Annotated in this window: 21 protein-coding genes; 5 read left to right on the plus strand and 16 right to left on the minus strand. The window is 64.2% G+C overall.

Annotated elements, in window-relative coordinates:
* The 10 genes from QZM15_RS19390 to QZM15_RS19435 form a co-directional block, all read right to left on the minus strand.
* Positions 1-472, minus strand: a 472-nt coding sequence (locus QZM15_RS19390) for a DUF3683 domain-containing protein (protein ID WP_302107151.1), incomplete at its 3' end; no start/stop codon positions are given.
* A gap of 108 nt (positions 473-580) precedes the next feature.
* Positions 581-829: a hypothetical protein gene (locus QZM15_RS19395; RefSeq protein ID WP_060009226.1), complete on the minus strand. Its 249-nt coding sequence runs from the start codon at positions 827-829 to the stop codon at positions 581-583.
* A gap of 12 nt (positions 830-841) precedes the next feature.
* Positions 842-1,618 carry a LuxR C-terminal-related transcriptional regulator gene (locus QZM15_RS19400; protein ID WP_256940240.1) on the minus strand — a complete coding sequence of 259 codons (777 nt, stop codon included), beginning with the start codon at positions 1,616-1,618 and terminating at the stop codon, positions 842-844.
* A gap of 1,013 nt (positions 1,619-2,631) precedes the next feature.
* On the minus strand, positions 2,632-4,008 hold the full coding sequence (locus QZM15_RS19405) for an MATE family efflux transporter (RefSeq protein WP_302107069.1): 1,377 nt from the start codon (positions 4,006-4,008) through the stop codon (positions 2,632-2,634).
* Positions 4,005-4,991: a cysteine synthase family protein gene (locus tag QZM15_RS19410; protein WP_302107070.1), complete on the minus strand. Its 987-nt coding sequence runs from the start codon at positions 4,989-4,991 to the stop codon at positions 4,005-4,007. The genes QZM15_RS19405 and QZM15_RS19410 overlap by 4 nt, the downstream gene beginning before the upstream one ends.
* Before the next feature lie 53 nt (positions 4,992-5,044).
* Complete coding sequence (locus QZM15_RS19415; protein ID WP_302107071.1) at positions 5,045-6,427, minus strand: alanine racemase; 1,383 nt, start codon at positions 6,425-6,427, stop codon at positions 5,045-5,047.
* Positions 6,421-7,590: an ornithine cyclodeaminase family protein gene (locus tag QZM15_RS19420; protein WP_302107152.1), complete on the minus strand. Its 1,170-nt coding sequence runs from the start codon at positions 7,588-7,590 to the stop codon at positions 6,421-6,423. Before QZM15_RS19420 ends, QZM15_RS19415 begins: the two co-directional genes overlap by 7 nt.
* Positions 7,591-8,279: 689 nt before the next feature.
* Positions 8,280-8,465 (minus strand): hypothetical protein, encoded by a 186-nt coding sequence (locus tag QZM15_RS19425; RefSeq protein WP_144029781.1) that lies wholly within the window; start codon positions 8,463-8,465, stop codon positions 8,280-8,282.
* A 321-nt stretch (positions 8,466-8,786) separates the two neighbouring features.
* On the minus strand, positions 8,787-9,329 hold the full coding sequence (locus QZM15_RS19430; RefSeq protein ID WP_099318304.1) for a hypothetical protein: 543 nt from the start codon (positions 9,327-9,329) through the stop codon (positions 8,787-8,789).
* Positions 9,330-9,701: 372 nt separating this feature from the next.
* Positions 9,702-11,687: a gamma-glutamyltransferase family protein gene (locus tag QZM15_RS19435; protein ID WP_302107072.1), complete on the minus strand. Its 1,986-nt coding sequence runs from the start codon at positions 11,685-11,687 to the stop codon at positions 9,702-9,704.
* Between the two features lie 73 nt (positions 11,688-11,760).
* Here QZM15_RS19435 and QZM15_RS19440 point away from each other — a divergent pair, with 73 nt between their 5' ends.
* Positions 11,761-12,219: a hypothetical protein gene (locus QZM15_RS19440; protein WP_302107073.1), complete on the plus strand. Its 459-nt coding sequence runs from the start codon at positions 11,761-11,763 to the stop codon at positions 12,217-12,219.
* Between the two features lie 75 nt (positions 12,220-12,294).
* On the plus strand, positions 12,295-13,230 hold the full coding sequence (locus QZM15_RS19445) for a tyrosine-type recombinase/integrase (RefSeq protein ID WP_302107074.1): 936 nt from the start codon (positions 12,295-12,297) through the stop codon (positions 13,228-13,230).
* Between the two features lie 39 nt (positions 13,231-13,269).
* Here the strand turns inward: QZM15_RS19445 and QZM15_RS19450 are convergent, their stop codons facing one another.
* The 3 genes from QZM15_RS19450 to QZM15_RS19460 form a co-directional block, all read right to left on the minus strand.
* Entirely contained in the window at positions 13,270-13,749 is a 480-nt protein-coding gene (locus QZM15_RS19450; protein ID WP_302107075.1) for an RES family NAD+ phosphorylase, read from the minus strand.
* The gene (locus tag QZM15_RS19455; protein ID WP_006480981.1) at positions 13,746-14,201 is read right to left on the minus strand and encodes an antitoxin Xre/MbcA/ParS toxin-binding domain-containing protein; all 456 of its coding nucleotides are present in this window, start codon (positions 14,199-14,201) and stop codon (positions 13,746-13,748) included. The genes QZM15_RS19450 and QZM15_RS19455 overlap by 4 nt, the downstream gene beginning before the upstream one ends.
* Before the next feature lie 343 nt (positions 14,202-14,544).
* On the minus strand, positions 14,545-15,186 hold the full coding sequence (locus QZM15_RS19460) for an HD domain-containing protein (RefSeq protein WP_059579583.1): 642 nt from the start codon (positions 15,184-15,186) through the stop codon (positions 14,545-14,547).
* Between the two features lie 172 nt (positions 15,187-15,358).
* Here QZM15_RS19460 and QZM15_RS19465 point away from each other — a divergent pair, with 172 nt between their 5' ends.
* The gene (locus QZM15_RS19465) at positions 15,359-16,324 is read left to right on the plus strand and encodes a GlxA family transcriptional regulator (RefSeq protein ID WP_059638648.1); all 966 of its coding nucleotides are present in this window, start codon (positions 15,359-15,361) and stop codon (positions 16,322-16,324) included.
* A 33-nt stretch (positions 16,325-16,357) separates the two neighbouring features.
* Here QZM15_RS19465 and QZM15_RS19470 read toward each other — a convergent pair whose 3' ends face one another.
* Entirely contained in the window at positions 16,358-16,624 is a 267-nt protein-coding gene (locus tag QZM15_RS19470; protein ID WP_302107076.1) for a hypothetical protein, read from the minus strand.
* On the opposite strand from QZM15_RS19470, the gene QZM15_RS19475 reads away from it, so the two are divergent.
* Both QZM15_RS19475 and QZM15_RS19480 read left to right on the plus strand, forming a co-directional pair.
* Positions 16,611-16,922, plus strand: a complete 312-nt coding sequence (locus QZM15_RS19475; protein ID WP_302107077.1) for a DUF4148 domain-containing protein — start codon at positions 16,611-16,613, stop codon at positions 16,920-16,922. The two genes, QZM15_RS19470 and QZM15_RS19475, sit on opposite strands and share 14 nt — an antisense overlap.
* A 285-nt stretch (positions 16,923-17,207) precedes the next feature.
* Positions 17,208-17,921: a dienelactone hydrolase family protein gene (locus QZM15_RS19480; protein ID WP_302107078.1), complete on the plus strand. Its 714-nt coding sequence runs from the start codon at positions 17,208-17,210 to the stop codon at positions 17,919-17,921.
* 132 nt (positions 17,922-18,053) lie between these two features.
* Here QZM15_RS19480 and QZM15_RS19485 read toward each other — a convergent pair whose 3' ends face one another.
* Together QZM15_RS19485 and QZM15_RS19490 are read right to left on the minus strand one after the other, a co-directional pair.
* On the minus strand, positions 18,054-19,583 hold the full coding sequence (locus QZM15_RS19485) for an efflux transporter outer membrane subunit (protein WP_302107079.1): 1,530 nt from the start codon (positions 19,581-19,583) through the stop codon (positions 18,054-18,056).
* A 2-nt stretch (positions 19,584-19,585) separates the two neighbouring features.
* Positions 19,586-22,777: an efflux RND transporter permease subunit gene (locus tag QZM15_RS19490; RefSeq protein ID WP_059579568.1), complete on the minus strand. Its 3,192-nt coding sequence runs from the start codon at positions 22,775-22,777 to the stop codon at positions 19,586-19,588.
* Positions 22,778-22,781 lie beyond the last annotated feature (4 nt).

The raw sequence follows: 22,781 nt of genomic DNA on the forward strand, positions 1-22,781 counted from the left end.
AGCGGCCAAGCGCCTTGGTCGCGCGGCGGCGCAGCTCGGCCATCTTGTCGAATTCGTCGGCGAACTCGTCGACCGCGCGCTGCGCCGCCGCTTCCAGCATCTCGACGCGCGATGCGCGCTCGCGGCCAGCGGCGTCGTACCATCCGCTCACACTCACCCGACGACGTCTTGCAATTTCGGACAGCCGGTCATGCAGCGTGGCGATCAGGAACGCGCGACGCGTTCGGTTATCGAGCAAGTCGTCCTGCAGATACGGGTTGCGGCGCACGACCCAGATGTCGCCGAGCACTTCGCAGAGCAGCCGCGCCGAGCGGCCCGTGCGGCGCTCGGCGCGCAGTTCGTCGAGCACCGACCACGCCTCTTCGCCGAGCAGGCGGATCACGATCTCGCGATCGGAAAACGACGTGTAGTTATACGGAATATTGCGCGACGGTTCATGTAATCCTGCTATTGCCCGAACACGATCTAGCAAATGTACGCTTGGCAGTCGGGCATTCATTGGCGTCTATGAAATGAATGATGATGCGATCGAGAACCACGCTCGGGAAAGCGGAATCGTATTCGGCAGGCAGCAGGCAAACTAAACGGAAATGGCGGTCCGGACCAGATCGAACGCGCTTTTCAGGATCATCGCCGTGGCTATGCCGACCAATGGAGGCGCAAGCACCCCGGTCACGCACAGCAGGACACGGCCCGGGACCGGCAAGCCCGGCCGCTTCCATGCGATATAAAGCGCGGCAGGCGGCAGAAAGAGAATCGACAAAATATAGGCTTTGTACGTAAACCCATGACGCGCGACAAATGCCTTGACCTTTTCCTTGAAAGACATTCCCGAACTCTCCTAGATCAATCCCAGACGGCTAACCTTCGCCACCGCCTGCGCCCTGTTCGAAACACGCAGTTTTTCATACACATTCGTCAGATGAAACTTGACCGTTCTTTCCGACATCGAAAGTATTCGGCCAATTTCCCACGCAGTCTTGCCTTCGACTACCCATTTGATTACATCGGATTCCTTTCTCGTGAACTGAATCCTGTTCGGGTCCGCGCAAGCATCCGGCTCGAAGCCTGCCGCAGGTGATTCCGCGGCTTCCCGGCTCTGTCTCGCAATCTTCTGGGTCAGTGCTGCATGCAAATGCATGGCAATGAGACTGACGAGCAACGCCGAATGCAACGTCGTGTCTTCGCACTTCAACTGCAAGACGGTCCGAATGGCCGTCGAATCGCCGGGCGGCGCGCCAATACAAGCGACCACCCCCTGCCCGCGCATGTATGACGCGACATCGTTGACCTGCGCATCGCGTTGCGGCAATTCCCCGTCGAGATCGCGCCAGCGAAAGGTATGATCCTGACGATCCGACAAGGCGAAGCAACTCAAATATCGATCAATGTCGATCCCGGCTCCAAACAGCGTCAGGCCTCGTCGGGTTCCGGCGTCGTTCGCGGCACCATAGCGATATATCAGTCCGTGAGAAGCTGCATCGCCGCTTCCTCCATGCAAAATCAAACACTTGTCGAACGGAATCACTCGTCCAATTTTTTCCGCGAGCTGATCGATCCCCTCGGTCAAACCGTTGGGACGAAGAATCTCGCCGATGATGCGAGAAAAGGTCTCCAATTTTCCGGGCCCTTATTGAAAAGACAAGGTTCTTGATCGTCGACGCGCCGTGGCAACCCGGTTTATTTACCCAAGCTTCAAGACCGTAACGGATTGCCGGCACCTGGCGCTTACTCCCTGTACATCGGCACTGGCCAATATTCGATGACAACATCAAGTCAAGCATCGCTCGCGATGCCATGCTTCCAGAACAAACATTTGTCAAGGAGTACGGATCAACGACGCCGAATGATTAACATCTGAATTATTAACATGCCAATTATTGAAACCGGACTTCACATGCCCTAATGACAGAACGATTTCATCCACGCGCGCGATGTCGAAATGTATTCATTCACCAGCCGCAAGCCAGACAATGGCCAATTGAAGAGCCGGCGGCTGAACTTCACGCCTAGACTTCATTCTCTAAACCTGGCGCTGCGCAAGTATATCGGAGGACAGAAGACAGAAACATTACCTTTCGAAAAAAATATGTAATGAAGCTTTCTATCTAGTTACAGCAAAAATTCGAATTTTGTTTCATGCCTGCGACAAACTGACGCACGTCGTTTCAATATCTCGACATCAAGCGCGATTTTGCAGAAGCCACGGCCCGATCGAGCTAGAAAACTTTACAAATCGCCGTGATTTCAATTTCGCATGCTCGTATAGTTCCGTCGATTATTTACATCGTTTGAATTTGCGACAGTCAATTGCCACGCCGATAATTCAGGAAAATCGATTGATCCGATCCTGCTGCCTGAACGCAGTCAAATCTTCCCCGTCCGTTCGAATATTCCCTGACTGAATCGGCAAAAAATCCTGATTCACGCAACCAGCCGGTCGACGCATCTCGCGACACCCGCTCCTGATCGATCGAACGGCGGCACATCGCCGGCGTGGCGACAGCGACAAACCGCGTACTGCCATCGGTCGACAGTATGCGAACGGCGCTGCATCCGGCGCCGGCCAGTATGGCCGGGCATGCTGGCACCGCATCTGTATCCGTGTGCTCGTCGGTACCGCTAGCCAGTTCACGAATGCCCGCCCGACGGGCGTTTCGCCATCGCGCGAAGGCGGCCCTCGAACTTGTGCAGCAACATCGACGCCGTGGCCGCAAGGCCGATGGCGAGTCCGCTCCATATGCCATAGATGCCGTATCCCAGCAGCACACCGGCCACCCAGGCGACCGGCAGACCGATGACCCAGTATCCGACGATCGATATTCGGAACGAACTCGTTACGTCACCGAGCCCTCGCAAGATGCCAACGCCGATGTTCTGGCTGCAATCGAAGATCTGCAGCAGTGCCGCGATCGTCAGCAGCCCGCCAGCGAGGCGCAGCACTTCGGCACTCGCGGCCACACCGTTATCGAGAAATGGCGCGAGCACGCGGGTGGGCGCAATGAGATACGGAAGCGCAACGACCAGCATGGTCACGACGCCCAGCGCGAGCCCCGTATAACCGAGTCGACGCGCCCCGCGATAGTCGTGCCGTGCACACGCATGGCTGATGCTGATCGACGACGCATGAGACAAGCCGACGGAAATCATGAACACGATGTAGATCACCTGATTCACGATTGTCTGGGCGGCGAGCGCATCGGCGCCGAGCGTCCCGATCACGAGCGTGAGGACGGTAAAGAACGCTGCCTCCGATCCATAGGTTGCCGCAATCGGCAAACCCATCCGCCACGTCCGCGCCAACGTATCGGCATCGGCACGCCAGACGGCGAGCGACAAGTGTTCGGACAGTTCCGGCCGGCGCCTAGCGATCGTCAGGAACGCGATGAAGGAAAGCAGGTACACGCAACTGGTTGCGCACGCAATGCCGATCAGGCCGAGCTTCGGAAATCCGAACCGGCCGAACATCAATGCATAGTCGAGCGCGGCGTTGACGACGATCGATACGATCGTGATCGCCAATAGCGGCCCAGGCCTGCGCAATCCGACGGTATATTGTCGAAGCACCTGAAACCAGAGACACGGCAACATGCCGGGCGCGGCCGCCGCCAGATAGAACGATGCTTGCCGCGCGACGTCGGGGTCCTGACCGAGCCAGACAAGCGGCTTTTCGATGCACAGCATCATCAATGCAAACACCAGTGCCGCAAGCGTCGACAACGCAAAGCCGGACCGCACCAGCCGCATGATTTCCGCATGCGCGTGCTGGCCGTTCGCGAACGCGACGAGGTTGCCGGTTCCCGTCACCAGCCCGGTTCCCATCGTCCGGAACTGGTTGAAGATCGTCAGCGCGAGACCGCCAGCGGCGATCTCGCGCGGGCCAAGCATCCCCATCATGACGATGTCGGTGGTCGTCAGCGCCACCTGTGCGAGCTGCGTGAGAACGAGCGGAGCGGCAAGCACGCCGATTTGTCTGGCATCGAGCCAGACTTGCCGATGAAGTTTCATACGGCGCGGGAAAATATCGATTCAAGTTCGTGAGCAACCGACTCGTCGAGCAGATTCCGCTCTCGCATCCAGTCGTCGTTGAACACCGTGTCCAGATATTTCTCCCCGCCGTCACAGACCAGGGCCACGAGTGTCGCACCCGCGGGCAGCGAATCGAACATCTTCAACGCGTGCCAGACGACACCGCCTGCCGAGCCGCCGACGAGCAGCGACTTCTTGCGTGCGATATAGCGTGCTGTATTGAATGCGGCCGCGTCCGTCACTTTGAAGCCTTCGTCGAGCAACGCATAGTCGACCAACGCGCCGATCTCGGCGCCGGGCGGTGTCCCGGTGCCGGACTGATAATACGGCCCGCCTTCGCCGCCGAAAACGATCGAGCCGACGGGCTCGACGCCGACGACTCGCGGCGCCGGGCCGGTCGCGAGCAGTTCCCGCGCAGTGCCGAACAGCGACCCGCCGGTGCCGACCGCACCGACCAGAAAGTCGATCCGGTCGCCAAGAATGTCGCGCAGCTCATGTGCCAGCCCGCGATAACCGTTACCGTTCGCGGGATTGTTGTGCTGCTCCGTCCAGATGCCGTCCGGATCGTCGGCCGCCATGCGTTTGGCAAGTGCGTCCCGGTCCGCCGTCGCGATCTCGTCGCCGTCGCTCACGTAGACGAGCGCCGCGCCGAAGGCCTGCATCGCGCGCAACTTGTCTTTCGATGCGTGACGATCCACGACCGCGGTGAACCGATAGCCGCGCTCGGCCGACAACAGCGCGAGCCCCATGCCCGTATTGCCGGAGGTCGATTCGATCACATGCCCGGCCGGCCGGAGACTTCCGTCCTGTTCGGCTTCGTCGAGCATCTGCCTTGCCATGCGGATCTTGGCGCTGCCGGTCGGATTCGTCGACTCGAGTTTAAGCAGGATGCGCGCGCCGTTGGCGCCGCGAATCAATTCGAACAACGGCGTGTGGCCGACAAGATCCGATACCTTCGACACGATCGCAGGTACGGTGATCGTGGCTTGCTCACCGAGAAAGCGTACATTCATGGTCAGGCTCCCGGAAACTGGAAGAGGCGATCGACGCGCCAACGCGGCCGTGCGCCGTCAAGTGTCAAGACAAGCTTGGGGGGAAGCGGCAACTCGTGAAATGAAGATTCGTTCGAATCCATCTGGTAGCCGGCCGTGTTTGGGTAGATCAGCAGATCGCCGGGTTCCGGGCGCTGCCCGAATGCGATCTTGCGCCAGGTCAGCATGTCCGAATCGAGGCAGCTCGCCCCGCCGACACAGGCGCGATAAGGCGCGCCCGTGCGCGGAGATCGCGAGGGCTCGCGCGTCACGCTCAGCAGTTCCGGATCGGGCAGGAATTCGCTGGCGAACCATTGCTCCGAGACGCTGAAGCTCGTGCCATTGACGGTCGCGATGCCATAGTCGCCGCAGTCCTTCACGCCCTGCACGGCAAAGACCGTGAATCCTGCCTGATCCAGCAGTGCACGCCCCGGTTCCAGCATGATTTTCAGGCCATACTCGCGGGCCAGTTCGGCGAGTGTTGCGGACTCCGTGTCGGGAGTGCCCGCCAGGATTGCATCGAGCATCCGCGCGCCGCTGCAGGCAGAGTGATACGGATAGAAGCCGCCGAATACCTTGTTCGCGTGGTAATCGTCCGGCCGGTGTGCGTGCTGGAATGCGCGCCAGTCGCTCTCGCTGGCGTACGACATCGCGAAGCCGCCGCCGATATTGATCGTGTTCGGCGCAAGGCCGAGTTCACGAGCAGCCATGCACGCACGCATCGCCATCGCGGCCTGATTGCAGCGCTCCATCGCGCTGTAACCGGACAGATGAAACGAGAACCCTTCAAGGGCGACCGACGCCTGCGTCGCGGCACAGGTCGACAGCGCAACGCGCAGCGCCTCGGCACTCAATCCGAATCGACTATCGCCTCGTGCCGTGGGCGCCATGCGCAACAGAATGCGCGCGGTCCGCCTGGCCTGTCCCGAGATCGCGATCAGCCGATCGAGTTCCTCCTCGCTGTCGATCGCGATCAACGCATCGTGCGAAACCGCGAGCCGCAGCAGCGCCTCCGACTTCGACGGCCCGGATACGCCGATATCGGTCCCGCACACCCCGGCGGCCAACGCTTCCGAGAATTCGCCCGTGCTCGCGACGTCGACGCCGATCCCGGATGCCGCGGCCGCATGCGCGAAGCATCGCGCCTTGTTCGCCTTCTTCGCATAGTAAATGCGCCCCGACACCTGGCGATCGTCCAGTACGCGCTGAAATTCGGCGACATTGCGCGCGAAGCGCCCGGGAAACAGGAAATGAAGGGGTGCGTCGAAGCCATCGACAAGATCGTGGATCATCGCCTGATGTCCGTCCACGAAATCGCGCAGTAGCGGATCCCACAACGCGGGCAATCGGGGAATATCCGTCACCATAGTTCGACTTCCCGACCGAGCCTTTTCGCCAGCGCGGCATCGGCCAACACGCGCCCGAGCGCGATGTCCGTCACGATCATTCCGCTGTTGAACGCGTAAACGATATCGGTGTCGTTGCGCCGTGCAGGCTTGCGGCCCAGCAGTATGTCCGGCAACTCGGCGTCGACAGCAGGCAGTTTTCCGGCTTCGTCCACGAGATCAGCGCCGGTCACCTGCATTTGCGCCTCGCTCGTCGCGATGCGGTAATCGGCGCAATGCAGCGCGTCAGCATGAATTCCGTATCCGACCAGCAGCGCCAGCGCGCCCGGCTTCAGCGCCGCGTGCCGCACGGCCTCCGATACACCGGCGCCAGCCACGCCCAGCACGATGTCGGCCTCGTTCGCGGAGGCGACGAGATCCTTCGACACTTCGATGTCACGATCCGGGTGAAAGCGCTTCAGCGTATTGCGCACGGCGTCGATTCCTGACTCGTAGTGACCGTGCACGATCACGCGCTCGATGTCCGGCAATGCGGTGAGCAGGAACGGCGCCGCCATCCGCCCCTGCGTGCCCGTGCCGACGACGAGGGCCGTTCGCGCCCGCGGCGCCGCTGCGCGCGCGATCAGGGCCGACACCGCCGGCGTGCGCAGCGACCCGACAAGGCTGCCGTCCATCAGCGCGACAGGCAGGCCCGTTTCGTCGTCGAACAGCAACAACGTCGTGTAGTACTTCTGAAGTTTGCGGTTATGTTCCGGATCGAACTTATACGACGTCTTGAAACCGACCGTTCTGCGTCCACCGTCTCGACCCAGCATCGAGTACGCGACGGAATGCTTGTCCGCCGGCTGGCTCATCAGCTTGCGCGGATTGTCGGATTCGCCGGTGCCGAGGCCAAGGTATGCCCGTTCGACGGCTTCGAGCACCATCGATGGGTCGTAGTCGAGTTCGTCGATCGTGCGCTTGCCAAGCACCAGGAGTTTCGAGGGTTGCGTCGCGAGCCGCGGCCGAATGTCCGCGTCGGGTTTGGCGTCATCTGCCATCGTGGATATCATCGTATTCACTCGTGTCTCACCGGATTTCACGTATCGAAGGGGCCTGCCGCATGCATCGTGCAGGTTGACTTGAACATGGATGTAACGGGGCGACGCCGGTGGACCGGATCGCCTCGTCGCCGCGCCATTCATCGTGTGCAATGGGTTTCGACATCGGCCATGAATCGGACGGATCGATCCCGTCGAAAAGAGTCATTTGTTTCCCTCGTGTGAAATCCGGCACTCACCTGTCTGACATCAGGCGAATACGCCGCTTTCGGTGTCGACGACCGATGCACCGCGTGGTGCATTTCGCGGTCGTCTTCTCTCGATATTGTTCGGTGGAGATGAATCGGATGTGTCGGTCGACTGGCGACACGTTCGATCACTGCGGGTGCTTTATCCTTAGCAGCGTATTCATGATGCGATCTCGTTTTTCAACGGTCGGATTACAGATAATAAAAAAAGTAATTTGCAACCATTTCATTTTTCATCGAACGCCTTCTTATAATTTCGTAATCCGAATCAATTTAATTATGAAATACCTCATTAGCACCAATGCGAATCACAAGATGACACGCAATTGACACCGATCAGATAATCATCGCTTCGATCACGAAAATAACGTGCTACCCCTGCGATTCATCAGGCACGGGCTGACGAGTTCAGAAAATTCGGCGGGATTCTCCCAACGTCGGCATAGCCTGCTTTGCAGGCGGCCCTCAAAGTCACATCCATCTGAAACCCCATCAACGTCGATGGTGGCGATCGACAGAGAATACAAATCGCTCGTATTTATAAACCAACCCCCACTTTTCTTGCAAACACTTTATTCAATCATTTCAAATACCTTTACGGCGATCGTCATTGAGCCATGAAAGTGAAAATTGCGAGCGATAGCTGCTTGATAGCAGCATCGAAAGGCTCGGCTTGCGCGCCGACATCAGGTTGCTGCGCCTGTCAATGTGCCGCCCGGGCATCCAGGCGTGAAGAGATACGGAAACACCGGACAAGGCGGGCTCATCCATTCCACGGCGCTCCGATGTCACTCAACATGCCGCCTGGACGATAGGCCCCTTGAAGTCGCCAAAGCGCCCCGCATCGGGGGCCGCCGAAATGTTCGGGGTGGATACGCCGTTCCGGTGTCCCCGGCCCGATGGCCGTCTCCTTTCGGCGTCGAGTTCAGTCGAGCGCCCACTTTTTTATTTCTGCCATCCTAATCAATATCGATGCACTCATGCTGCCGTGTTTCGACATGAGACACCGCGCACGACACATCGCGTTTCCCCAATAGAAAAGCCCGGCCCGCATCGAAGCGGGCCGGGCCGTGACGCGATGCGTGCTACTTGTTACAGCGCGCCGCCTTGCGCCGACGCCGAGCCCTTCACGCCAACCGACGCGCCGCCCTGCACCGAGTTCGTCGCGCCTTCGAGCGCCTCGCCGGCCTTCGCCTTCGCGCCGCCGGCGACGTCGCCCGCGGTCGACACCGCGCCTTGTGCATGGCTCTTCGCCGAGCCCGCGACGCGCTTCACGTGCGACTTCGTCGCGTGGACGGCCGATGCCGCCGCATCCTTCGTCGCGCCGGCCGCGGAACCGACCGCCTGCGTCGCGCCGCCGACCGCCGCGCCGGCGGCCGAGCCCACGCCGCCGACCGTCTTGCCGACGCCGTTCAGCGCGCCGCCGACGACATCGCCCGCGCCCGAACCCGAACCTGCCGCATTCGCGCCGCCGCCGGCCTGCACACCCACGCCGCCGCCGAGCAGCGGCGTCTGGACCTGGGCGCCGACGCCTGCGGAACCCTGCGCACCGGTCTGGGCCGTCTGTGCGAATGCAGCCGAAGTCGCCATCGCCGTCAGAGCGGCACCCAGCAGAATCGTGCGAATCGTGTTCATGGTCATTCTCCCCAAAGACGTTGTTGCTGCGGGCCGCCTTCGTGCGGCTTGTCGCATGCCTCGCCGCGACATGCGGCAGGTGGGGCTAATGTAGCGGCGGCGGCGTGCAAAACGATCGAATTGCGGGGACTGTTACTTCCGTTGCAAATGCTGACGATTGACTCACACTGTTTGACAATCGGAGGGTTGCGGCGGGGCGGCCGCCCTATTCGACGATGGACGGGCGCAGTCCGGGCCGGCAGACGTGCTTCATGCCGGCCGCCTCATCTGCATTCCGAAGGATGAGGATCGCGTGGCCGTCGATGCGGCCGCGTCACGATGCACGGCCCCGGCCGCTAACGAGCGGACCGGGGCCGTGCGTACGCTGCCCGGCTACGGCCGGAACGTATCGCCGAGCACGATGCCTTCGCGACGCGGATCGGTGCCGCCCTGCAACGCGGGCGACTGGCCGACCGTCACGCGCATCACCGTGTTGACGCCGCTCGCCTGAGCGGACGTCGATACCTTGTGCCCGAGCGCGAGCAGCCCCGTGATCAGCGGATCGTTCGCGCCGTTGTTCGCCGGGTTGACGTTCGGATGCTCGCCGCCGATCGTGGTCGTCGGGCTGTTGCTCGCGCCGAAATCGACGAGCCCCGCCGACTGCTGCGCATCGAGCCCCCAGTCGAGCGCGCCAACCAGCGTCTTGACCACGTATTGCGGAATCGTGCCGCCGCCCGGCGAACCGGTCGCCATCACGAAGTCGCCGCGCGAGCCGTCGGCAGCCTGCCCGAACACGATCGTCGGCGCCATCGAGCTGCGCGGCCGCTTGCCCGGCTGCAGGCGGTTCGCGACCGGATTGCCGGACGTGTCGAGCGGGTTCGCGGAGAAGTCGGTCAACTGGTTGTTCAGCAGGAAGCCGTTGGTCATGTGAAACGAGCCCATGCTCGATTCGACCGTCGTCGTCGCGCTCAGCACGTTGCCGTCGCCATCCACGATCGTGAACTGGTTCGTGCCGTGCTCGATCAGCGTCGTGTCGACGCCGAGCGGCACGGCACCGAGATTGCCGGGCTGCGCGGTGCCCATGCTCTTGGCCGGGTCGATCAGCGCCGCGCGCGATTTCAGGTACGGCTTGTTCAGCAACGTGTTCCACGTGCCGCCCGGCAGCGGCACGAAGTCGGTATCGGCCACGTACTTGTCGCGGTCGGCATACGCGAGCCGTTCGGCTTCGGTAACGAGGTGAACGCCCGCGACGGTCGGCTTGCCGCCTTCGAGATCGATCGCCGTCGGTTTCAGCGACTTCAGGTCATAGTTCTCGAGGATGCCGAGCGCCGATGCGACCGCGATGCCGCCCGACGACGGCGGCGGCATCCCGCAAACCCAGTAACTGCGATAGGTCGTGCACACCGGGTCGCGGCGCTTCGCCTGATACGCGGCAAGGTCGGCGACGGTCGTCTTGCCCGGCGTGAGCGTCGAGCCGTCCGCGCCCTTCGTCGCGGCGATCTTCGCGACGATGTCCTGCGCGATCTGCCCCGTATACAGCGCATTCGCGCCCGACTGCGCCATCAGCGACAGCGTGCGCGCGTAGGCCGGATTCTTCAGAACGGTGCCGAGCGTCTTCGGCGAACCATCGGCGTTCAGGAAATACGCGGCGGCTTCGGGGTCGCGCTTCAGGTTCGCGGCATTCGCGGCGATCGCGTCGGCCAGCCGGCCGCCGATCGGGAAACCGTTGGTCGCGAGCGTAATCGCATCGCCGAACAGGCTCTGCCACGGCAAGCGGCCGTGATCCTGTTGCAGCGCCTCGATGAGCCGCGGCACGCCGATCGTGCCGATCGAGCGGCCGCTCGCGCGCGCGCTCGGCAGCGGCGCCGAATGATCGGTGGCGTCATCGACGTAGCGCAGGTAGTTCTCGGTCGCGGCGGCCGGCGCGGTTTCGCGGCCGTCGTATGCCTGCAGCGTCTTGCCGCGCGCATCGTAGTAGAGCAGCACGCCGCCCGAGCCGAGGCCCGTCGCCTCGGGCACCGTCAGGCCGAGCACGGCCTGCACGGCGACCGCCGCGTCGGCGGCCGTGCCGCCCTTCTTCAACACCGCGCAACCGGCCGCGCTCGCGTACGCGTTCGACGTGGCTACGAGGTACGTTTTCGCATAGACGGGCTTCATCCCGGTGCGATAGCCCGACGACGCTTCCGGCAGCGACGGGTCGCCCGGCTGGTTCGAGCCCACCACGACCGTCGCGCCGCTGTTGTCGACCGCGAGGCAGCTCGCATCGGCGGAAGGCGCGGTCGTGCGGGCCGCCTCGTTCTCGACGTCGCCGCCACAGGCGGCCAGCAAGGCTGCCGCGAGCAACGCGGACGCATACGGAAAAATCGCTGTTCTGTGCATTGTCTGCCGATGTTCCTGTCGATCGTTGCGATGGGCATCCTGTTGCCGGCAACCGCCTCGGTGCCCGGGCAACGTGTTCGATACTCGCACGGACAAAATTTTTCCGGCAATAGGGAAATCACGTCACGCAGCCGAAAGTTGTGTACGCAACGTCACCGAACCGGCATGCGGGTTTGCCTGCTGCATCGCAATGCGGCTTACATCGCGACGCAAATGGCGTTCGCCGTGCTCGCGCGGCCGGGCAGGCAAGCCCACGCCGGCGCGGCTGCGGCGCCTTCGCCCGACGCGCGGCAGCAGCGCCATTGCGCACGCTGCCCGCGCTCGACGACGCCTGCGGTCTTGCCTGAAGCTCGGCTTCCCCGCCCGGCAGGTCGCGCTCGAGCCGGCCGGCGGCAAATGGTCAGGAATCCCGATATCGAAGCAATGGAACCGCGTACCGGATACGTTCCGCGTCTTCATCACGCTGTTGCGCGTGCTCGTTTGCCTGACGATGAACGATGACGACATCGACGGCACGCGTACCGCGGCCTGACGGGTCGGCATCGCCGCGCTCCGCCCTGGCATCCGGACGATTGCCGGCGTCACCGCGTCCGGCTATAAAGCGGGGATGGACACGACTCGCTGGATTCACGACCCCGTCGGCGCGTTTCGCGCCTGGCAGGAAACCACTGCGGCCGGCGCCGGCCGCCGGCCGTTCGCGCCGCGCTCGGTCGTGCAGCACGTCGCGATGTTCGAGCGATTCCTGCGCCACCTGAGCGCACATCGCGTGTCGCTCGCGACATTCGGGCCCGACCACGTCGCAGCCTTCCTCGCCGAACTCGACCGCACCTGCGCGCCCGGCACGTCGACGCGCGTGCGCTATGCGAAGCTGATCGACCGGCTCGGCCGGCATCTGGTCGACACCGGTGTGCGGACGATCCATCCGGCCGGCCGATCGACGCGCGATCTCGCATGGCCGGACGGCGAGCCCGAGCCCTGCTACCTGCCGCCCGATGCCGACGCGGCGCTGCAGCGTCATGTGCAGCCTCGAGCGAACGACACGCCGGCCGACTGCCGGAATCGCGCGATCGTCGCGCTGCTGCTCGCGAGCGGCATCACGTCGGCCGAGATCCGCGCGGCGACAGGCGATGCACTCGATCTCGACGCGCGGCCAGCGGCATTGTCGGTGCCGCGCGATCGCGCGCGGCCGGCGCGCCGGATCGCGCTCGCCGCGTTCGCGGTGGCGCCGCTCGCCGCATGGCGCGCGCACTCGACCGACGTGCCGCCGTCGGCGCGGCTGTTTCCCGCGCCGCGCGGGGGAGCGATGAACGACATGTTCCTGCTGCTGGTCGTACGTGACGCGCTGAACGCGATCGGCTTTCGCGCAGCGGACATGAGCCCGCGCATACTCCGCAATACCTATGCGCGCCGCCAGTTGCTCGCCGGCCACGCGCATGCCGATGTCACGGCGATGCTCGGCCTCGCCAGCATGCGAACGGTCACGCGCATCCGGCAGACGCTGCCGCCCGATGCGGCCGCGGATCGCGCCGCTCGCGAGCGCTGAGCGCGTGCCGTCGGCGCGGACCGTGTTCCTCCCGGTTCGCTATTCGCCCGGCCTCGACTGGACCAGCCGCAGAATCCGCGTGTCGTACGGCGCTTGCATCACTTCCGCGATACGGATACTGGACGCGGCCGGATGCAGCGGATTCAACAGGAAGTTATGGGCGTGCGGCACGACGACGCTCGGCACGCGCAGCAGCGCGCTCGGCTGCGTGTGCAGCCACTCGGTGCCGGCGCTGCGGGTCCAGTCGACGTTCGTTCGCCAGTCCGCTGGCGCATCGCCTTCGGCGATTTCGGCCACGTCCACCGAATCGGGCACCTCGATACGCAGCAACTGGTAGCCGCTCGGCAATTGCGCGACGGTCGCGATTTCGAAATGAACCAGCGTCTCGAGCAACGCGAGCGCCGGATGCTCGGCGAGATACACGACCGGCTGCCCGGCGAAATGCCAGCGCCCACCGGCCCGCAACCCGCCGACGCCTTTCAGGTCGGCGTAATTGCTGATCCGCCACAGCGTCGTCAAGCGAAATACCCCTCGTCGATCTGCGTGAGGGCCTCTTCGACGAGCCGCGCGCCATGCTCGGTGCTCGCCATGTCGAGCGACGTGCGGCCGCCGAAGCGCTGGAGCCCGTTGCGCAGCCACGCCATCGCCTTGTCCTGGTCGCCGAAGGTAGCTGTCGCCTGCGCGACGATGCGTGCGAGACGAATCGCCTTGTCCGACTCTTCCGGCGACAGGCGTTCGTGCGCCTGGCGACGATGGCTCAGCGTGCGGCGCGGGATGATGAAGGCCAGCTCGTCCGATTTCAGCCCGCGCTCGGACAGGCGATCGATCACCGACACGTCGACGCGCGCGCTCGCCAGTTCGGCCAGATCCGCGCCCGAGCGAACGCGGATCGCCAGCAACTGTTCGAGAATCGTGAATTCGGCCTGACGCGGATGGGCGACGCCCGAAGGATGAAAAGCGATGGTGCTCATGACCTGTCTCCGGCAATTTGCCCCATCATTATAGGCGTTTTGCCGGATGCTTGCGGACGGCCGAGCATCGGGGTTTGCCCGTCGGGCTGGCAGGCCGGTATTCGGGGACACGCGAATCGGAGATTCGCCTCGGGGAGCGGGCACACAAATTCAGTATATAAAATTCACGCCCGTGATTGCCCGAAGTTGTCACGTAACAATTTTCCGACGGTAATACGCGAGTCGAACGAATGCCCCTTGTCCCCCGGGTTCGGCCAAGGCCGCGAGGGTGGCGTCGGCGCCGAATGCGCCGTACGCCCGGCAGTCGATCAACGTCGGCCGAGGCGCGGCCACCCTCCCCCGCTCAGCCGGCCCATGCGGACGCCCGAATCACGCTGCAGAAGTTGCCCGCACGGAAATGCGGATCCTTGTCCGCGAGCACGTCGGCCTTTACGTTGCCGAACGTCGTGCCGGGCTTGTGCTTGATGCCGTCGTAGAACGCCTGAATGATGTCTTCCTTGAAATGCGGCGTCCGCGGATGCGCGCGCACGACCGCTTCCCGCTCGACGTCGCTGTATTCCGGGTAAGCGAGGCCCAGTACGTCCATCTCGACGCCCGCCGTGACCAGCGCGACGACAGGATGCATGTGTTGCGGAATGCCGGGCGTGGTATGCAGTGCGATCGACGTCCACACGACGTCGATGTCCTGTTGCGATATCCCGTGGCCCTTCAGAAAATCGCGGGCGGCATTGGCACCGTCCACTTCAAAGCGCTCGCATGCGCTGCTGTGCCGGTGCGTGAGCCCCATGTCATGGAACATGCAGCCGCAATAGAGCAGCTCGGGATCGTAGTCGAGCCCGCGGCGCCGGCCCGCCAGCGCCGCGAAATAAAACACGCGGCTCGAGTGATGGAACAACAGCTCGGACTCGGTATCGCGCACGAGTTCGGTAATCTCGCGCGTCAGTCGCGTAGCGGGAAGGGTAATGCCGGCAACACTCACAGTCATGGTCGACCTCCGTGGAAGATACCCTCGATTCTCCGGAGTCCGACATATGTCTTAAATAGACATGTCACGACAAATTCTGCCATTTTGCGCGATCGACGGACACGATGCCTGCACGGCGAAAGCGGCGGCCCTATACTGCTGCGCATCACGTTCGATACAACACGCAACGATCATGCCGAAGGTCGTGGGTATTTTCGCCGTTCCGGGCGTTCAGCTGCTCGACGTCTCCGCGCCGCTCGACGTGTTCGCGCAGGCGAACGCCGAATGCGGGAAACCGTTCTATGCGTTGCGGATCATCGCGGCCGGGCCAGGCCCGATCCGCAGTTCGTCCGGTGCGCGATTGCTGCCCGACTGGATCGCGCCCGACATCCCCGAGCGCATCGACACGCTGCTGGTCGCCGGCGCGCCGAACGCCGGCCAGATCGCGCTGCGCACCGACCTCCTCGCGTGGCTGCGCGCGGCGGCCGTGCAAAGCAGGCGCTACGGCTCGATCTGCACCGGCGCGTTCCTCCTCGCGGCCACCGGCCTGCTGAAAGGGCGTCACCTGACCACGCACTGGGCCGCTGCCGACGCGCTCGCGCAGGCGTATCCGTCACTCGCGGTCGACGCCGACGCGCTGTACGTGCGCGACGGCAAGCTGCGCACCGGCGCCGGCGTCACGGCCGGGCTGGATCTGGCGCTCGCACTGGTCGAGGAGGATCTCGGCCGCGAGATCGCGCGGCGGGTCGCCGCGCAACTGGTGATGTTCTTCAAGCGCCCGGGCGGGCAGCTCCAGTTCAGCCGCAAGGGCGAAGCGCGCCCCGCCGGGCGTTCGGTGTTGCAGGAGGTCCAGCGCTGGATCGCGGCGCATCCCGAGCTCGAGCATTCGGTGGCCGAGATGGCGAAGCACGCGGGCATGAGCGCGCGCCATTTCGCGCGGTTGTTCCGCGCGGAGGTTGGCATGACGCCGGCCGCGTGGGTCGAGGTGACGCGCATCTCGGCCGCCCGCCGGTTGCTCGAGAACGGCCACGACACGCCGAAGCAGGTCGCCGCGAAATGCGGTTTCGCGAACGTCGATACGCTCAGGCGAGCGTTCACCCGGCATGTCGGCATCACGCCGGCCGAATACCGGAAACGGCAGGCGACCCTGGCGGCGTGATGCGAAACGGGCAATGCCGACGGCCTCGCAAAATCATTCGGAATGCGATTCAACTGCCCCTCTCGCGTCTGTCGCGCCGATCGACTCAATCGCCCCCGAAGGCACCGCTCGTGCTCCCGCACGCCGGCAATATTCAGACGAAACGCCATGCCGCGCGAATCGTTTACCCAGTTGCAATAATGATTCGCTGCAACGCGTATTTCCGACCGGTAACGCGATCGTTACGATGCAATCAACCGCTGAACGCAACGAGCGAAGCGCGAAATCAACAGAACCGGAGGTCACCATGAAGTCGTTCATTACCGCTGTCGTCGCCGCAACTGCCCTGTCCGCGTCGTACGGCGCATTCGCGCAATCGAACCCGTCGGGGCAGCTCACGCGTGCCGGGGTGCGAGCGGAACTCGTCCAGCTCGAGCAGGCCGGCTACAAGCCCGAAATCTCCGATCCGTATTACCCGCGTGCGCTGCAAGCCGCCCAGGCCCGCGTGGCGAACGCCGATCAAACCGGCTACGGCGCGCAAGCAGCCGCCGGCGCGCGTGCCGGCCGCGCGATCGCGGTCAAGCAGGAAGGCCGCGACTCGATCTATTTCGGCCAGTAAGCCGGATACGCGCCCGCGTATTCGCGGCGTACTCCCGCCGTATTCCGATACGCACGTCGTACACGCGACACCCCGCTTCCGTTCACCGGGGCGGGGTGTTTGCTTTCCGGTCGTCCGCTTCCGTCCCCCGGTCGCGCGACGCGGTACCGTTCACGCAGGCGTCCGGTGTTTGCGCATAGAATGGCCCGTGGTCGGCGCCGGCCGGAACGAACGCGAGCGGTATCACGACGCCCGCTGGCCGGCCCGATGTCGCACTCGGCGCATTTTTCGAAAAGGAGCGGTTTCATGTCTCAAACATCCGGTTCCACGATCACGTTTCGCCGCCCGGACGGTCAGGAGCTGCAGGGCTATCTCGCCACGCCGGCACGGACCGAAGGCGCGCCCGCGGTCGTCGTCATCCAGGAATGGTGGGGGTTGAACGACCAGATCCGCGGCGTCGCGGATCGTCTCGCGCGCTGCGGCTACTTCGCGCTCGTGCCCGACCTGTATCGCGGCAAGTCGACCGTCGAGGAGGAAGAAGCGCACCACTTGATGACCGGCCTCGATTTCGGCGACGCCGCGTCGCAGGACATTCCCGGCGCGGTCGCGTACCTGAAGACGCTCGCGCCGCGTGTCGCGGTGACGGGCTACTGCATGGGCGGCGCCCTCACGCTGCTGTCGCTGCAGTACGCCGAAGCCAACGCCGGCGTCACGTGGTACGGCCTGCCGCCGCTCGACTACCTCGACCCGGCCAAGCTCAAGGTGCCGCTGATGGGTCACTGGGCGACGCAGGATGCGTTCTTCACGATCGACCAGGTCGACGCACTGGAAAAGAAGCTGACCGATGCGAACGTCGGTTTCGAATTCCACCGCTATCTCGCGCACCATGCGTTCGCGAACGAGACGGCCGTCGGCCCCGGCCGAATCGCCGGCACGCAGTTCGATCCGGTGTGGTCGCAGATGGCGTGGGATCGCACGCTCACGTTCTTCGGCCGGACACTCTGGACGAAGCAAGCGTAACGTCATGCCGCGCCTCGCACGGGCGACGGTACACAAGACAACGCCACGGACTTTCGTCCGTGGCGTTCTCGTTTCCGCATACGGCCGGTTCGACACGCAAGCGCGGCAAACCGCGCTCGCCCTTCTCCATGCTTACCCGTTCGCTGCTGCCGACGCAGGCGCCGGCGCGGCCGCCTTGTCGTAGTCGACCGGCGCATCCGGCGCGCGCGGCGCTTCGCCGGCACGCTGGATCCACCCGCCACCGAGTGCGCGGTACAGGTCGACCAGGTTCGTCCAGCGGGCCAGACGCGCGCTGATCAGCGACTGCTGCGCCGAGTACAGATCCGTCTGCGCGGTCAGCACCGACAGGTAGCTGTCGACGCCGTTCTTGTACCGCAGGTCCGACAGGTCGAAGCGCCGCTGCTGCGCGTGCTCGTTGCGCTCGAGCGCCGCGATCTGCTGGTCGTACGTGCCGCGTGCGGCGAGGCCGTCCGCCACTTCGCGGAACGCCGACTGGATCGCCTTCTCGTAGTTCGCGATCTCGATGCGCTTCTGCACGTTCGCGAGATTCAGGTTCGCGATGTTCTGCCCGCCTTCGAAGATCGGCATCGTGATCTGCGGCGCGAACGACCATGCGGCCGTGCCGGCCTTGAACAGACCGCCGAGCGTCGGGCTGCCGGTACCGAACGCGCCCGTCAGCGAGATACGCGGGAAGAATGCCGCGCGCGCCGCGCCGATGTTCGCGTTCGCGGCCAGCAGCGTCTGCTCGGCCTGCATCACGTCCGGACGCCGCGTGAGCAGATCCGAAGGCAGGCCTGCCGGCACGTCCGTCAGCAGATTCTGTGCGTCGAGCGGCATGCCCGCCGGCAGGTCGTCCGGCAGCGGCTCGCCGATCAGCAGCACCAGCGCGTTCAGTGCCTGCGCACGCGCTCGCGCCTGCGCCTGCTGGTTCGCAAGCGCCGTCTCGACCACCGTCTGCGCCTGACGCAGCTCGAGCTCGGAGCCCGTGCCGTTGTCGAACTGCAGCTTCGTCAGGTCGTACGATGCCTGCGCGGTCTTCAGCGTGTTTTCCGTGACCTTCAGCAGATCGTCGGTCGACAGCAGCGTCAGGTACTGGTCAGCCACCTGCGACACCAGCGAGATTTCCGACGCCTGCCGGGCATACGACGTCGACAGGTACTGCGCGAGCGCCTGGTCCTTCAGGCTCTGCACGCGGCCGAACAGGTCGAGCTCCCACGACGCCGAGAGCCCGACGTTGTAGGCGCGCGAGATGTACGGCGCACCGGTCTGCGAAAGACCCTGCGGCACGCGCTGGATGCTGCCCGTGCCCGTACCGTCGAGCGTCGGGAACAGCCCCGCGCGCGTGATCTGGTACTGCGCGCGCGCCGCCTCGATGTTCAGCACCGACACGCGCAGGTCGCGGTTGTTGTTCAGCGCGATCTCGATCAGCCGCTGCAGGCGCGGATCGACGAAGAACTCGCGCCAGCCGATGGCGGTCGCCGCCTGGCCGTTCGCGCTGCGCGCGCCGGCCGCGCCCGGCTGCGTCGCGTAGACGCCGCCGGCCGGGTACGCCTGCGCGACGGGTGCGTCGGGCCGCTTGTAATGTGGCGCCATCGTGCAGCCGGCGGCAAACAGCGCGACAGCCAGTGCGACCGCGGTTGCGGTCAAAGCATGTTTTCGCATCGTTACTGCCCCTTCGATTCGTGTGCGTCGTCGTGACCGTGCTGCAGGTCGCCCTGTACGAGACGCCATGCGTCGTCGACATTCTCCGTCTCGCCGCTGAAGATCGCGCGAACCCGCACGAAGAACATCGGGATCATGAAAATGGCGAGGAACGTCGCCGTGATCATCCCGCCGATCACGCCCGTGCCGATCGCGTGCTGGCTCGCCGAACCCGCGCCGTTGCTGATCGCGAGCGGCAGCACGCCCAGCATGAACGCGAGCGACGTCATCAGGATCGGACGCAGCCGCAGGCGCGCCGCCTCGATCGCCGCGCGCACCGGCCCCATGTTCCCGCCCGCCTGCAGCTCGCGCGCGAACTCGACGATCAGGATCGCGTTCTTCGCGGACAGGCCTACCGTCGTCAGCAGGCCGACCTGGAAGAACACGTCGTTCTCGAGGCCGCGCAGCATCGTCGCGAGCAGCGCGCCGACCACGCCGAGCGGCACGACCATGATCACCGAGAACGGAATCGACCAGCTTTCATACAGCGCCGCGAGACACAGGAACACGACGAGGATCGAGATCGCATACAGGATCGGCGCCTGCGAGCCCGACTGGATTTCCTGGAACGACAGCCCCGTCCACGAATAGCCGATGCCTTCCGGCAGCTTGCTCGCGAGCGCTTCCATCGCGGCCATCGCCTGGCCGGTCGACTTGCCTTGCGCGGCCTGCCCCTGGATCTCGATCGACGACACGCCGTTGTAACGCTCGAGCTTCGGCGACCCGTAGATCCAGTGGCCGCTCGAGAACGCGCTGAACGGCACCATCCCGCCCGAGCTGTTGCGCACGTACCAGATGTTCATGTCCTCCGGCGTCATCCGGAACGGCGCGTCCGATTGTACGTACACCTTCTTGATCCGGCCGTCGGTATCGAGGAAGTTGTTCACGTACTGCGACGCCCATGCGATCGAGAACGTCTGGTCGATCGCCGCGGCCGTCACGCCGAGCGCGTTCGCCTTCTCGCGATCGATGTCAACCTTGTACTGCGGCGTATCGTTCAGGCCGTTCGGGCGCACCAGCGCCAACGCCGGATCCTTCGCGGCCATCCCGAGCAACTGGCCGCGCGCGGCCATCAACGCTTCGTGACCGAGGCCGGCGTTGTCCGTCAGCTCGAAGTCGAAACCGGCAGCGGTACCGAGTTCGGGAATCGACGGCGGGTTGAACGGAATCACCATTGCGTCCTTGTACGTCGAATAGTGCGCGAAGGTCCGGCCGATCAGCGCCTGCACCTTCCGGTCCGAACGCTGGCGCTGCTCGTACGGTTTCAGCTTCACGAACACGAGGCCGGCGTTCTGGCCGCGGCCCGCGAAGCTGAAGCCGTTGACCGTGAACACCGAGTCGACCACATCCTTCTCCGCGGTGGTCAGGTACGTGTTGATGTTGTCGAGCGTCCTGCCGGTCGTTTCCTGCGTGGAGCCGGACGGCGTCTGCACGATCATGAACATGTAGCCCTGGTCTTCATCGGGCAGGAACGACTTCGGCAGGCGCGCGAACATCACGCCGACCGCGAGGAACACGGCGAGGTAGATCACGAGCCAGCGGCCCGAGCGCCGAATCACGTGGTTCACGCCGCTCGTGTAGCGATCCCGGCTGCGATCGAAAGTCCGGTTGAACCAGCCGAAGAAACCCTTCTTCTCTTCGTGATGCCCCTTCTCGATCGGCTTCAGGATCGTCGCGCACAGCGCCGGCGTGAGAATCAACGCGACCAGCACCGACAGCACCATCGCCGACACGATCGTCAGCGAGAACTGACGATAGATCGCGCCGACCGAGCCCCCGGAGAAAGCGACCGGCACGAACACCGCCGACAGCACGAGCGCCACGCCGACGAGTGCGCCGGTGATCTGCCCCATCGCCTTGCGGGTCGCCTCCTTCGGCGACAGCCCCTCCTCGGCCATCACCCGCTCGACGTTCTCGACCACCACGATCGCATCGTCGACCAGCAGGCCGATCGCGAGCACGAGGCCGAACATCGACAGCGTGTTGATCGAAAAGCCGACGATACCCATGATCGCGAACGTGCCGAGCAGCACGACGGGCACCGCGATCGTCGGGATGATCGTCGCCCGCAGGTTCTGCAGGAACAGGTACATCACGAGGAACACGAGCACGATGCCCTCGATCAGCGTCTTGACCACTTCCTCGATCGACAGGCGCACGAACGGCGTCGTGTCGTACGGGTAGTGCACGACGAGACCATGCGGGAAGTACTTCGACAGCTCGTCGATCTTGGCCCGCAGCGCGTTCGCGGTCGCCAGCGCATTCGCGCCGGTCGCGAGCTGGATACCGAGGCCGGCCGTCGGCTGTCCCATGTACTTCGTGTCGAACGTGTAGTTTTCCGAACCCAGCGCCGCGCGGCCGACGTCCTTCAGGCGAACCTGCGAGCCGTCCTGGTTGACCTTCAGCAGGATGTTGCCGAACTGCTCGGGCGTGCGCAGCAGCGTCGATTCGGTGATCGTCGCCTGCAGCACGGTGCCCGGCTTCGCCGGCGTGCCGCCGATCTGGCCGCCCGCGATCTGCACGTTCTGCTGCGTGATCGCGGCCGTCACGTCGGTCGGCGTGAGGCTGTAGTTGGTCAGCTTGACGGGGTCGAGCCAGATCCGCATCGAGAACTGCGAACCGAGCAGCAGCGTCTGGCCGACGCCGTTCACGCGGCTCAGCGGGTCGAGCACGTGCGACGCCACGTAGTTCGTCAGATCCTCCTTCGACATCCGGCCGTCCTCGGAGTTGAACGCGAACCACATCAGCCAGTTGCTGCTGGATTTCGTGACCTGCATGCCGAGCTGCTGCACGACCTGGGGCAGGTTCGGCGTCGCGAGCGACAGCTTGTTCTGCACCTGAACCTGCGCGACGTCCGGGTTCGTGCCCGGCGAGAAGGTCAGCGTGATCGTCGCGTTGCCCGAATCGTCGCTCGTCGACGACATGTACAGGAAGTTGTCGAGCCCGCTCATCTGCTGCTCGATCACCTGCGTCACCGTGTCTTCCACCGTCTTCGCGGAAGCGCCCGGGTAGTTCGCCTGGATCTGGATCGTCGGCGGTGCGATCGTCGGATACTGCGCAATCGGCATCTTGAAGATCGATGCGACGCCGGCCAGCATCAGCACGATCGCGATCACCCACGCGAAGATCGGGCGATCGATAAAGAACTTGGCCATGAAA

The sequence above is a fragment of the Burkholderia sp. AU44665 genome, assembly GCF_030504405.1.
Taxonomy (GTDB): Bacteria; Pseudomonadota; Gammaproteobacteria; order Burkholderiales; family Burkholderiaceae; genus Burkholderia; species Burkholderia semiarida.